The following is an 11,484-nucleotide window of genomic DNA, read 5'->3' as shown; positions in this document are numbered from 1 at the left end:
AGTTAACAGTTACAGGTACTGTCTCGAGTGACAGACAGTCCGAGCCAATGGCAAGGGGACGGNGTGTTAGCATTCGCTACTCTGGTTGGGCAGTTAACAGTTACAGGTACTGTCTCGAGTGACAGACAGTCCGAGCCAATGGCAAGGGGACGGCGGCCGACAAGTGGCCGCGCCCTCTGAAACTGCATCTGTGCACAAGCTTGACCACGTCTCGTGTGGACGCCTCCGTATGATCGATCGCAACAGCCGCATCGTCTTCGGCTCGCTCCTGTTGTTCGTGCTCGCCCTCGCCGGGTCGATCATCGTCGAACTCCAGTACGGAATCGTCCTTCGAGAGTATCCGATCCTGTCGTTTCTCCTGTTTGCCGGGGTCGCCATCGCCGCACCACAGCTGTATCTCGCCGCGACCGACGACGACGTCCCACCTCGCACTCGCGTGCAGTTCGCCGCCGTCGCCACGGCCGTCTTAGCGCTCGCGTTCGCTGGCACCGCAGACGGTGGCCGCTCCCTGCTGATCACCACCATCGGCGCGTGTGCCGTCTTCGGACTCGTCTGTTACGAACTCCTCATCGAGTACCGCGCCTCGAGCGAGGAGTCCCCGACGAACGCCTCCTAAGTCCGTCCAGCCCTCGACAGTTCGCGGTTTCGAGCGAGCCGACAGCGTCAGCACTCGAGAAGCGAGATGAGACGAGTGGAATCAGCAATCCTTACGACCGGCCGCTGTCTTGGCCAACCCATGACAGACCCCGAGGACCTCGTCGAACGGGTGCGCGAGGGCGAGATTCGGCTTCACGAACTCGAGGACCACACGGATGCCGACACGGCTGCTGCGGCCCGTCGGCTGTTGATCGAACGCGAGACCGACACCGACCTCGAGACGATCGGCGACTACACGTTCCCCGCCGAGGCCGCGGAGCCGAACATCGAGAATATGATCGGTGCAGCCCAGATCCCGATGGGCGTCGTCGGCCCGGTCGCCGTCGATGGCGGCGCAGCGGACGGCGAGCACTATCTCCCGCTGGCGACGACCGAGGGTGCGTTGCTCGCGTCGGTCAACCGTGGCCTCAGCGTGATTGACACCGCCGGCGGCGCCGACGCTCGAGTGACGAAAAACGGGATGACCCGCGCCCCGGTGTTTCGGGTCGCCGGCGTCGCAGAAGCCGCCGAGACGGTCGAGTGGGTCACCGACAATTTCGAGACGCTGCTCGAGGCTGCCGAGTCGACGACGAGCCACGGCGAACTGATCGATATCGAACCGTACGTCGTCGGCGACTCCGTCTACCTTCGATTCGCCTACGACACGAAAGACGCGATGGGGATGAACATGGCTACCATCGCGACCGGCGAAGCCTGTGAGATCGTCGAGTCGGAGACGCCCGCGTCGCTCGTCGCGCTCTCGGGAAATCTCTGTTCGGACAAAAAACCCGCCGCCATCAACGCCGTCGAGGGCCGCGGACGCTCCGTCACGGCCGATGTCCTGATCCCCGGCGAACTCGTCGAGCAGCGACTGCACACGACCGCCGACGCCATCGCCGAGGCGAACACACGCAAAAACCTCACCGGCAGCGCCAAAGCCGGTAGTCTCGGCTTCAACGCCCACGCGGCCAACGTCGTTGCGGCCGCCTTCCTCGCGACCGGCCAAGACGAAGCGCAGGTCGTCGAAGCCGCGAACACGATCACGACCATGGACGCCCGCGAGCGCGAGGACGGCACCACCGACCTGTATGCCAGCGTCTCGCTTGCCTCCCTCGAGGTCGGCACCGTCGGTGGCGGAACGAAGCTGCCGACCCAGGCCGAAGCGCTCGAGGTCCTCGGCCTCCGTGGCGGCGGCGAGCCAGCCGGGTCGAACGCCGACGCGCTGGCCGAGATCATCGCCGTCGGCGCGCTTGCAGGCGAACTCTCCTTGCTCGCGGCGCTGGCCTCCCGGCATCTGGCAAGCGCCCACGAAGACCTCGGCCGGTAGTTGGAACCCCTATCCGGCGACCTCGCGGTCAGCGTTTCGAGTCCGAATCGTGACGACGGCGATGTAGGCCCCGCCAGCGACGAGCAACAGATAGCCCCCGAGAGTTTGCTCCCCGCTCGAGGCCGGCGCGACGAGGAACAGGCCGAGGGCGGCGACCCCGTGAGCGATGGCGAAGTCCCGGCGACCGTACGCGCCGTGGAGCAGCGAAACCGCAGCGAAGGTCGCGCCGAACGCACCGATCGCCAGCGACGCGGCATCGAGTCCCAGCACCGTCTCGTTGATGTACCGACCGTACGCGAACAAGCCAAGCGCAAGGAGCGTGCCGACACCGATCGCCGTCCCCTGTGCGTCCACCGTCTCGTCCATTTGCCACTCATTGCGGCCCGTGGTGGAAAATCCTGCCGTTCGACACCGCTTCGACTCCTTAGAGCAGTCGGTAACGGCCACGACTCTCGCTGACCACACCACGTCTCGTGAGTTTTTCGAGTACGGTTTCGACGTCCCCCGCCGAGACGCCGCGCTCGCTGGCGTAGTCGACCACCTCGTCTGCTGTCGGTCGCTCGAGGTCCTCGAGCGCCGCTTCGACGATCTCCTTTTTGCTCCCGCTGCGTGTCGGTCCGCGCGGATCACGATCACCGGCCGCTGTGACCGCGTCGACGTCGAGTCCGGATGCCTCGAGATACTCCGCGTCGTCGATGACACCGTCGGCCACCTCGTCCTCGAGAGCGTCGTAGGAGTCCAGTTTGGCAAACGCCTCGCCCTCGCCCTGCCGGCTCGCAAGCATCGATGCGCGCACGTCGCGGGCGTGGCCTGCGTCCTCGGTCTCGACGAACTTCTTGCGTTTCTCGAAGGCCCGCCGGGAGCCACAGCGGGGACACTGGGTCGTCTCCGAGCGACCCTCGATGATCCAGAGGTTCGAACACTCGCTACAGCCGACGACAGCGTACATACCTCGAGATGATCGCGGCTGCTAGTTCAACCTTCGCCACGCGTGGTGAAACTGAAACGGTTGCCCGTCCCGCCGACACCCGGTATTATGCGCCAGCGCGTCCTCTCGAGTCGTATGGAACGCGTGTCACTGTCCGACTGTGAACCGTCCGAAGCCGCCGACGGCGTCCACTTGGCGCTGCTGGCCGGCGCTGAGGACATGAACGTCCAACACTTCGAGATCGAACCCGGCGCGGTCGTCGACGAACACAGCCACCCCCACGAGCAGACAGGGTTCATCTACGAGGGTGAACTCGTCTTCCGCTCGGACGGTGAGGAGGTCGTCTGCGGGTCGGGAGATTCGTACGCGATCCCGGGCGACCAACCCCACGCGGCCGAGAACCGCGGCGAGGAGACGGTCCGCGGCGTCGACATCTTCAGTCCGCCACGGGAACAGCCGAGTTGGCAGGACAACGACTAACGCACTCGAGGCAGCTCCGCTCGAGAGGCTAGTAGCGAGTAATACCATGCTGTTATACCATCTCATCGTCAAGGGAGCACGATGGCAACGGAGACACGATCACAGGAGCGAACTGCGTTCGGAAGGGTGTTCAGCCGATTAGGGCCGACGTGGCTGGCCGGCGCGATTGCGGCGGGACCGGCGACGATGGTCAGCCTGCTCGTCGCCGGAGCGAGTTTTGGCTACGCACTGCTGTGGGTCGTCATCCTTTCGGCGATCCTCGGCACCGTCGGCCAGTATCTCGCGATGCGGCTGGGACTGCTCACCGAGGCGGGAATCGTCGCCGTCGTCGAAGACCATCTCGGCTCGTTTTGGGCCTGGGTGCTCGTCGTCGACGTCGTGTTGGCTGCGGGGCTTGCCCAGCTTGTGATTATGAAAACGCTTGCCGATGTGAGCGCGACGATCGTTGGAAGCGCGGGCATCGGCATCGCTGCACTGGCTGACCCCCGACTGTGGGGACTCACCTGGGCGGTGATCCTCGCGCTTGGGCTGGCGGGTGGTGGCTATCGGTTCGCCGAACTCGGTGCGAAAGTGCTCGTCTCGCTGGTCGTCCTCACGTTCGTCGCGTCGGCGTTCGTCGTCCCGATCGATCCGGCTGCGGCCGTCTCCGGGCTGGCCCCCGAAATGCCAGCCGGTGTCGGCGGTGCCGTCGTCGCCGCAGGCGTCCTCGGTGGCGCAGTCCATATCACGCTCCTGACGATGCAAAGCTACACGATGCGCGCGCGTGGCTGGACAGACGGTGATCGAGATCTCGCCACCATCGACGTCGTGAGTTCGATGCTCGTCGCCTTCGGGATCTACAGTCTCGCGATCTTCCTCGTTGCGGCGAGTGTCCTCCCCGCCGCTGGTGTCGACCCCGCGACGATCAACGAGATTCAGGCCGCCGAAGCGCTCGGCCCCGTCGCCGGCGAGTACGCGACTTGGCTGTTCCTCGCCGGTCTCTGGGGCGCCGCCGTCTCGACGCTCGGCGGGAACACGATCGTGCCGCCGTATCTCGTCGCCGACAAACTCGGCTGGGAGCAGTCTGTCGACGATTCGCGGTACCGGGCCGCCCTCGTCGTCGTCGCCCTCGCCTCGGCCGGCGGCGCGTTTCTCGAGGGCGCGTTCTTTCAACTGCTCGTGCTCGTGCTCGCCTTTGGCCTCGTCGGCACCCCCTTCGCGCTCGCGGTGATCCTCTACTTGCTGAACGATCCCGACGTCGTCCCCGAGACGAACTCCCACCTCGCGAATCTCGGCGGCATCGTGCTGTTTCTCATCGCGACCGTCCTCGCGGGCGAGTTCGTCCTCGAGGAACTCGAGACGGTCACGGAGCCGATGTCGGCGTTCGTCGTCGCCTTCGCGGGCGCGATGGCGCTCGCAATCGTCGGCCTCGTCGGCAAGTACGGACGGGACCGACTCGGTGCCGACTGACAGCCGTCTGGCCCCGCACCGGTCGTTCCGTCGAACGAAGGTTCAAGAGCCATGGCACCAACCACCACTCAATGACAGCACTCGAGGATGACGTGATCGTCGTCACGGGCGCAAGCCGCGGACTGGGACGGGCAATGGCCGAACGCTTCGTCGAGGACGGTGCACGGGTCGTGCTCACTGCACGCGATTCCGAACGGCTCGAAACCGTCGCTGCCGAGTTGCCGGGCGACTCACTCGTCGTGCCGGCGGACGTCCGCGACAGCGACGACGTCGAACGGGTGATCGACCGAACGCTCGAGCGGTTCGGCCGACTCGACACCCTCGTCAACAACGCGGGTGTGAGCCTACTTCACAAGGACGATCACGACGAACTCGGAGATATCACCGAAGACGAGTGGGACAGGGTCCTCGAGGTCAACCTCAAAGGCGTCTTCCTGTTCACCCGTGCGGCCGTCCCCCAGCTGTACGAACAGGGCCACGGGACCATCATCAACATCTCCTCCGGACTCGGTCGGCGTGCGATCCCCGGCGCAGCCGCGTACGTGAGCTCGAAGTGGGGACTCGAGGGACTCACCCGGGCGACCGCCCTCGAGAGCGAGCCCTATGGCGTCACCGTCAACGGACTCGATCCGGGCGGGCGAGTCAACACCGACATCTGGGCCCATCTCCCGGCAGCCGAACGTGAAGAGATCCTCCAGCCCGACGTGATGAACGACGCAGCGGTTTTACTGGCCGCACAGGGGCCCGACGGCGTCACCGGCGAGTCGATGACGGCCCAGGAGTGGGAACAACGCCTCGGCTGAGTGCGCGAGTCGAGTCGGCTGCCACGTCACTCGAGCGATTTTCGCATCTTCACGTGGGGAATGTCGGCTTCCATGAACGCCTCGCCGTACTGTTCGTACCCCAACCCGCGGTAGAACTCGGCGGCGCGAGTCTGTGAGTGGAGTTTGAGCGATGTCAAGCCCTGCTCGAGCGCGCGGGCTTCGACGGCGACCATCAACTCGCGGCCAACTCCCGACTCGCGGCATGACTCGAGTACCGCCACGCGTTCGACCTTTCCGAGCCCCGGTTTGGGTTCCCGCAGTCGGGCGGCCCCGATCGGTTCGTCGCCGTCGTAGGCGACGAAATGGGTCGCTTCGTCCTCGTGCTCGTCGTACTCGAGGGTCTCGTCGACGCCCTGTTCCTCGACGAACACGGTCTGTCGGACCGCAAAGGCGTCCGCCCGTTCCGTCTCGGAGCCGACAACGTGTACCTCAGCCATTGCGGGTGGCTACGTGCGAGCACACCGAGAGCGTTACGACCCGGTATCGGTCGACTCCCACACGCTGGAGCGTGGATCGTCGCCTCACTCGAGCACCGCCCGAACGTCGGCTTCGATCCCGTCCGCCTGACTGTCGGGGACACGATCGATCCAGAGCCGGTCCTCGGGTGTCGGCCGTGGAGTGGTCGGTTCGTCGGCCCCGCCGACGGCCCCCTCGTTCGCTGCGATACTGATCGGCTCGTCGCCGACTGGCTGTCCGGAGACCGGTGCCGTCCGAACGACGATGTTGTACGTCGTGTGCGTCTGGCCGCTGTCGGTGCGAAACTCGATGCGACGGATGCGAACTGGCGTGTCGAGCGTGACGTCGACGCCGGTGACCGCCTCGGCGACCCGACTGGCAGTCGCTGTCCAGTGGTCGTCGTGGCCGACGGGCGCAGCCGGCAGGGTCCAGCCGCGGCTCCCGTCGTTGCTCACCAACACGTCGCCGCCGTCGTTGACGACGCCAACTGTCACGTGGGTCTCGAGATCGCGTGCCGCCTCGAGTTCACCGCGCGTGACGGACCGCGTCTCGGTTTCACACTCGATATCCTCGCGCTCGCACAGCGTTTCCGGATCGGGTGACTCCATACGTGAGACGCATGGACAGCGCGTCGAAAAGCTACTGGTTGGACTCGAGGCCTGTAGGTTCGTTTGCGATGGGGGAGCAAGCGCTGTCCCAGTTCGCTGGTCCAGAAAAATGCAGGAAAGAGAAACGACCGCTCGAAAACTGGCTTATGCCAGTTTCTCGATGTTCTGGCGGCTGCGCCGCCAGAGGACGAAAAGCTCGTTTATGCGAGCTTTTCGATGTTGTCGACGACTTCCTCGGCGAACTCGCTGGTGGCGAGTTTCTCGGCGTCCTCGAGCTGGCGTTCGAGGTCGTAGGTGACCTTTCCGGAGGAGATGGTCTCCTCGACAGCATCACGAACGAGGTCTGCAGCGTCGTTCCAGCCCATGTACTCGAGCATCATGCGACCCGAGAGGATCATGGCGGTCGGGTTGACCTTGTCCTGACCCTCGTACTTTGGCGCGGAACCGTGGACGGGTTCGGCGAGCATCAGGCCCTCACCGAAGTTGCCACCGGGGGCGATGCCGAGGCCACCGATCTGGGCACCACAGGCGTCGGACATGTAGTCCCCGTTCAGGTTCATCGTCGCGACGACGTCGTACTCGTCGGTTCGGGTGAGGATCTGCTGGAGCATGTTGTCCGCGATGCGGTCGTTGACGACGACGGCGTCGTCTGGCGCTTCGCCGTCTCGTTCCTCCCAAAGCGTGTCCTCGGTGATGACCTCGTCACCGTACTCCTCGTTGGCGACCTCGTAGCCCCAGTCGCGGAACTGACCCTCGGTGAACTTCATGATGTTCCCCTTGTGGACGAGGGTCACGGAGTCACGGTCGTTCTCGAGGGCGTAGTCGATTGCCTCGCGGACGAGTCGCTTCGTTCCGAACTCGGTGATCGGTTTGACGCCGATACCGACGGGACCGTCGTGGATGACGCCCGTTGCGCCCATCTCGTCTTCGACGAACTCCTTGACCTGCTGGACTTCGTCGGAGCCGGCTTCCCACTCGATGCCGGCGTAGACGTCTTCGGTGTTCTCACGGAAGGTGACCATGTCCATCTCACCAGGGTTTTTGACCGGCGATGGGACACCGTCTAAGTGATAGGTTGGTCGAACGTTCGCATAGAGATCGAGCAGTTTGCGCAGGCCGACGTTCAGCGAACGGAAGCCAGCGCCGACGGGCGTCGTCAGCGGACCTTTGATTGCGACGCGGTGTTCTTTGATCGCTTCGACGGTCTCGTCAGGCAGGTTCTCGCCGTACTTTTCGCGGGCGGACTCGCCGGCGTAGACGCGCATCCAGTTGATCTCACGACCGGTCGCCTCGGCGGCGGCCTCGAGCACACTCTGTGCGGCGGGACCGACGTCGCTTCCGACACCGTCACCGTAGAGAATCGGGATGATCGGGTTGTCAGGGACCTCGAGTTCGGTTTCGGAACCGTCTTTCAGCGTGATCTTCTCCCCGTCTTCAGGGACTTCGATCTTGTCGTAGCTCATCTCATTTGTACGGTTCTTCGACGGAGGTAAAAGGTCTACCTTTTCCATCTAGGGGCGGCAAAAGTTGGGGCGATACAAAACCGAGTTATACGTGCTACGTGATGTGTTTACGGGGTTTTGCTGACCGAGACGAGCGAAACTCGGATTTAGTGAAATTGGACGTTTGTCTTCCAATATCCGAATATAGATTTGTCTTTCAATTTCATCCCCGCGAATCAGGAGTTTATGGAACAATCGTGTAAAACCCGCGCCAGCGGCAGTCGTGACGAGAACCGGAGGGATGAGAGTCACACCAGCGGATACCGTTCGGTGTAGCCGCCTACTCCCAGTACAGAGCAATCACCGCGACGCCAACAACGATGGCACACCCGCCGACGACCGCCAGCAGTAGCCAGCCGACTGGGGAGAGGAGACGCTCCTCGAGGAACACCCAAAGCGTGGCCAACACCGTGATGCCGACGACAACGAACGTCGTACCGATATCGACGTACTCTGGTTGTTCATCGACGACCAGTCGCCCGATCGCGATCGCTGCCATCACCGCACAGAAGACTGCAAGCAGGGCAACCGGTGTCATCGTCGTCGGAGGTACACAGGCCGGTGTGGTAAGTCTGCGGAATTTCGCCAGCACCGTTCTAACCCAACGGTTCGTCGCCACCCCGAACGGAGGTCTGCAACCGATATCGGGTCGCGAACACAACACACGGGCCGTCAATCGATCGCGCTCGTTCGCATTTCCGATACTAATTTTTCGTTTCGCGCATGCGCGAGAGTCGGCTCATCGCTCGAGCGACACCACGAACGAGGTGGGTAAAAGACGAGCCGTCGACCGGGACTGTGGCCGACAGGGTGGACCCACCTCGAGGCCGACGGAGTCCATCTGCTGGGTCCCTCGCCGGGTCAGACGGACTGCTGTCGTCACGGCCCGCCGAGTTCAGACCCGCCGCCCGTACTCGGGACAGCAGCCCGTCTCAGCCGTGCCCGCCCGAACGTGGCGTCTCTCACGCCGGATACTCTGACTTGCGCGAGCGATAAAACGCCGGTGACTGTTTCAGACAGGTGTGTGACACTATCGTCCGTTTCGACGGCCGTTCGCACGCCACTCGGTACGTCTTCGGGCAATCGTGTCACCCGCAGCGATCCCAGTTGGAGGCGGAACCTCTTTTTGTCGACCGGTACAACCCCGGTGCATGGCCGAATCAGAGGTGGATCTGACATCCGAGAAGTACGAAAAACACCGCGAAGCCGGCGAGATCCTCGCACAGGTTCGCGAAGAGACCGCCGAGCGCGTCGAGGTCGGCGCGAGCCACCTCGAGATCGCTGAGTACGCCGAAGATCGCATCCGCGAACTCGGCGCAAAGCCCGCTTTCCCGGTCAACATCTCGATCGACGAGGAAGCGGCCCATGCGACGCCATCCATCGACGACGACTCGACGTTCGGCGAGGAGATGATCAACCTCGATATCGGCGTCCACGTCGACGGCTGGCTCGCCGACACAGCGATCACCGTCGATCTCTCAGGGAATCCGGAGTTGGCCGAAGCATCCGAACAGGCCCTCGAGGCGGCGATTGATATCATCGAACCCGGCATCAACACCAGCGACATCGGGGCCGAAATTGAGGACGTCATCGACGGCTACGGCTTCAACCCCGTGGTCAACCTCACTGGCCACGGACTGGGCCACTGGGAACAACACACCAGCCCGAACATCCCGAACCGTGCCGTCTCGCAAGGCACGACGCTCGAGGTCGGCGACGTCGTTGCCATCGAGCCGTTCGCGACCGACGGCGGCGGCAAGGTCACCGAAGGCGCAAGCGAGGAGATTTTCTCGCTCCAGCGTGAGGGGTCCGTTCGTGATCGACAGGCCCGCAAGGCCTTAGAACAGATCACCGAGGAGTTCCGCACGCTGCCGTTTGCGACACGCTGGCTCGAGACCGATCGCGCGGAGATGGCGCTGCGTCGGCTCAAGCGAAACAACATCGTCCACGGCTATCCCGTGCTCAAAGAGGACGATGGCTATCTCGTCAGCCAGAAAGAACACACGATCATCCTCACCGAAGACGGCTGTGAAGTAACGACACAGTAGCGCAGCGGCAGCGATCGGCACATCTTCGAGCGTCGACGGCTGTGACTCGAGTCACATCGGGAGACCGGGCAACGAGGGCAAGCGAGTCCGGTGGACCAACAGTCGAGTGAAGCCCTAGGCGTTGTTCATCCGCTGACTCGTTCGGTTACCACACCGTTGACATTCAGCCACACGGTAGGGCTCACGGGAGAACTGCGCGTTCTCTTCTTTGAGACTTTCAGTTCGAATCTGGACGGACACCTCGTGAAGCGTGTCGAGATCGCAGTCGTCGCAGTGCTCGGTCATCCCATTGACGGAGTTGTCTGTCGTTGCCATTATCGGAACAATTCCGTAGTGTAGTCTTAAATCCCTGTTTCATTTCGTGGACTGACACGAACGGATCGAAAGACGTAATTACATCTACTATATTACGGCCTTAGGTCGGCCAAGACTGTTCATAGACCACTCTCAAACGTTTGAACGGTTCAGCGAGCGAGGAACGGGACAACCGCAGACTCGATCGCTCGAGAACGAGCACGCAACTTGGCGAGTCGAGACGACACATTAGTTGCTTGTAATCGATCGGCTGTGTACAAGCGGAGCTTGTACCGGCGCTGAACGGAACGGCCCGCTCTCAGGGGTGCTTGTGAGGTGTTTCAATGGGTACTATACGTCGCCTCGAGTGGGTGGCAGTATGGAACAGGTGTTCGCACCGTGGCGCATCGAGTGGATCAGGCGAGCGGACAAAAACCCCGATATCGACGACTGTGTGTTCTGTGAACTGCCCGAACAGGAGACAGACAGGGAGAATCTCCTCGTCGCACGCAGCGAGCACGCGTTCGTCATGCTGAACAACTATCCGTACAACCCAGGCCACACGATGGTGATCCCCCAAACCCACACTGGCGACTACAGCGAGCTTACCGACGACCAACTGCTCGATCATGCCCGCTTGAAACAGCGAACCTTCGACGCACTCGAGGTTGCCCTCGAACCAGATGGGTTCAACGCCGGCTTGAACCTCGGTGACGGGGCCGGTGGCTCCATCGGAGACCACCTCCACACTCACGTCGTCCCGCGCTGGCAAGGCGACACCAATTTCATGCCCGTCCTCAGTGACACCACGGTGATCGTCGAGGCACTCGAGGAAACGTACGACCTCGTCCACGAGGCGTTCGCCGAACAGGACGGGGCCATCGTCCCCGACGAGAACAGCGCCGTCGTCTTCGAGTGACGGTTACAGTGAG

Annotated in this window: 14 protein-coding genes; 7 read left to right on the top strand and 7 right to left on the bottom strand. The window is 63.1% G+C overall.

Features of this window, described 5'->3' with window-relative positions:
* The first annotated feature begins 229 nt into the window (after positions 1–229).
* Together C495_RS05290 and hmgA are read left to right on the top strand one after the other, a co-directional pair.
* Entirely contained in the window at positions 230–616 is a 387-nt protein-coding gene (locus C495_RS05290) for a hypothetical protein (RefSeq protein WP_008160707.1), read from the top strand.
* 120 nt (positions 617–736) lie between these two features.
* The gene (gene hmgA / locus C495_RS05285) at positions 737–1,963 is read left to right on the top strand and encodes a hydroxymethylglutaryl-CoA reductase (NADPH) (RefSeq protein ID WP_008160705.1); all 1,227 of its coding nucleotides are present in this window, start codon (positions 737–739) and stop codon (positions 1,961–1,963) included.
* A gap of 9 nt (positions 1,964–1,972) precedes the next feature.
* Here hmgA and C495_RS05280 read toward each other — a convergent pair whose 3' ends face one another.
* Complete coding sequence (locus tag C495_RS05280; RefSeq protein WP_008160704.1) at positions 1,973–2,329, bottom strand: hypothetical protein; 357 nt, start codon at positions 2,327–2,329, stop codon at positions 1,973–1,975.
* Positions 2,330–2,387: 58 nt separating this feature from the next.
* Complete coding sequence (locus C495_RS05275) at positions 2,388–2,912, bottom strand: DUF5817 domain-containing protein (RefSeq protein ID WP_008160702.1); 525 nt, start codon at positions 2,910–2,912, stop codon at positions 2,388–2,390.
* A gap of 114 nt (positions 2,913–3,026) precedes the next feature.
* Here C495_RS05275 and C495_RS05270 point away from each other — a divergent pair, with 114 nt between their 5' ends.
* The 3 genes from C495_RS05270 to C495_RS05260 all read left to right on the top strand — a co-directional run bounded on the left by C495_RS05270 (position 3,027) and on the right by C495_RS05260 (position 5,623).
* The gene (locus C495_RS05270; RefSeq protein ID WP_008160699.1) at positions 3,027–3,371 is read left to right on the top strand and encodes a cupin domain-containing protein; all 345 of its coding nucleotides are present in this window, start codon (positions 3,027–3,029) and stop codon (positions 3,369–3,371) included.
* A gap of 81 nt (positions 3,372–3,452) precedes the next feature.
* The gene (locus C495_RS05265) at positions 3,453–4,820 is read left to right on the top strand and encodes an NRAMP family divalent metal transporter (protein WP_008160697.1); all 1,368 of its coding nucleotides are present in this window, start codon (positions 3,453–3,455) and stop codon (positions 4,818–4,820) included.
* A gap of 71 nt (positions 4,821–4,891) precedes the next feature.
* On the top strand, positions 4,892–5,623 hold the full coding sequence (locus C495_RS05260; protein ID WP_008160695.1) for an SDR family NAD(P)-dependent oxidoreductase: 732 nt from the start codon (positions 4,892–4,894) through the stop codon (positions 5,621–5,623).
* Between the two features lie 26 nt (positions 5,624–5,649).
* Here the strand turns inward: C495_RS05260 and C495_RS05255 are convergent, their stop codons facing one another.
* From C495_RS05255 to C495_RS05240, 4 genes are all read right to left on the bottom strand, one after another.
* A complete protein-coding gene (locus tag C495_RS05255; protein WP_008160692.1) occupies positions 5,650–6,081 on the bottom strand; it encodes a GNAT family N-acetyltransferase in 432 nt (143 codons plus the stop codon).
* Between the two features lie 84 nt (positions 6,082–6,165).
* Positions 6,166–6,708: a hypothetical protein gene (locus C495_RS05250; protein WP_008160691.1), complete on the bottom strand. Its 543-nt coding sequence runs from the start codon at positions 6,706–6,708 to the stop codon at positions 6,166–6,168.
* Positions 6,709–6,908: 200 nt separating this feature from the next.
* Positions 6,909–8,171 (bottom strand): isocitrate dehydrogenase (NADP(+)), encoded by a 1,263-nt coding sequence (gene icd / locus C495_RS05245; protein WP_008160688.1) that lies wholly within the window; start codon positions 8,169–8,171, stop codon positions 6,909–6,911.
* A 319-nt stretch (positions 8,172–8,490) separates the two neighbouring features.
* On the bottom strand, positions 8,491–8,748 hold the full coding sequence (locus tag C495_RS05240; RefSeq protein WP_008160687.1) for a hypothetical protein: 258 nt from the start codon (positions 8,746–8,748) through the stop codon (positions 8,491–8,493).
* 613 nt (positions 8,749–9,361) lie between these two features.
* Here C495_RS05240 and map point away from each other — a divergent pair.
* Positions 9,362–10,258 carry a type II methionyl aminopeptidase gene (map, locus tag C495_RS05235; RefSeq protein ID WP_008160686.1) on the top strand — a complete coding sequence of 299 codons (897 nt, stop codon included), beginning with the start codon at positions 9,362–9,364 and terminating at the stop codon, positions 10,256–10,258.
* A 114-nt stretch (positions 10,259–10,372) separates the two neighbouring features.
* Here the strand turns inward: map and C495_RS05230 are convergent, their stop codons facing one another.
* A complete protein-coding gene (locus C495_RS05230; protein ID WP_008160683.1) occupies positions 10,373–10,573 on the bottom strand; it encodes a DUF7835 family putative zinc beta-ribbon protein in 201 nt (66 codons plus the stop codon).
* Positions 10,574–10,931: 358 nt separating this feature from the next.
* Here C495_RS05230 and C495_RS05225 point away from each other — a divergent pair, with 358 nt between their 5' ends.
* Entirely contained in the window at positions 10,932–11,471 is a 540-nt protein-coding gene (locus C495_RS05225; protein WP_008160681.1) for an HIT family protein, read from the top strand.
* Positions 11,472–11,484: the final 13 nt, after the last annotated feature.

Origin of the sequence: Natronorubrum sulfidifaciens JCM 14089 (assembly GCF_000337735.1) — an archaeon.
Classification (GTDB): domain Archaea; phylum Halobacteriota; class Halobacteria; order Halobacteriales; family Natrialbaceae; genus Natronorubrum; species Natronorubrum sulfidifaciens.
Note: the sequence above shows the minus strand (reverse complement) of the source record. Positions and strands in the feature narration are given on the sequence as shown.

Bases quoted from the DNA above. Each gene is read 5' to 3' on its own strand.
- C495_RS05290 (WP_008160707.1), top strand. From the start codon at position 230: ATGATCGATCGCAACAGCCGCATCGTCTTCGGCTCGCTCCTGTTGTTC.
- hmgA (WP_008160705.1), top strand. From the start codon at position 737: ATGACAGACCCCGAGGACCTCGTCGAACGGGTGCGCGAGGGCGAGATT.
- C495_RS05280 (WP_008160704.1), bottom strand. From the start codon at position 2,329: ATGGACGAGACGGTGGACGCACAGGGGACGGCGATCGGTGTCGGCACG.
- C495_RS05275 (WP_008160702.1), bottom strand. From the start codon at position 2,912: ATGTACGCTGTCGTCGGCTGTAGCGAGTGTTCGAACCTCTGGATCATC.
- C495_RS05270 (WP_008160699.1), top strand. From the start codon at position 3,027: ATGGAACGCGTGTCACTGTCCGACTGTGAACCGTCCGAAGCCGCCGAC.
- C495_RS05265 (WP_008160697.1), top strand. From the start codon at position 3,453: ATGGCAACGGAGACACGATCACAGGAGCGAACTGCGTTCGGAAGGGTG.
- C495_RS05260 (WP_008160695.1), top strand. From the start codon at position 4,892: ATGACAGCACTCGAGGATGACGTGATCGTCGTCACGGGCGCAAGCCGC.
- C495_RS05255 (WP_008160692.1), bottom strand. From the start codon at position 6,081: ATGGCTGAGGTACACGTTGTCGGCTCCGAGACGGAACGGGCGGACGCC.
- C495_RS05250 (WP_008160691.1), bottom strand. From the start codon at position 6,708: ATGGAGTCACCCGATCCGGAAACGCTGTGCGAGCGCGAGGATATCGAG.
- icd (WP_008160688.1), bottom strand. From the start codon at position 8,171: ATGAGCTACGACAAGATCGAAGTCCCTGAAGACGGGGAGAAGATCACG.
- C495_RS05240 (WP_008160687.1), bottom strand. From the start codon at position 8,748: ATGACACCGGTTGCCCTGCTTGCAGTCTTCTGTGCGGTGATGGCAGCG.
- map (WP_008160686.1), top strand. From the start codon at position 9,362: ATGGCCGAATCAGAGGTGGATCTGACATCCGAGAAGTACGAAAAACAC.
- C495_RS05230 (WP_008160683.1), bottom strand. From the start codon at position 10,573: ATGGCAACGACAGACAACTCCGTCAATGGGATGACCGAGCACTGCGAC.
- C495_RS05225 (WP_008160681.1), top strand. From the start codon at position 10,932: ATGGAACAGGTGTTCGCACCGTGGCGCATCGAGTGGATCAGGCGAGCG.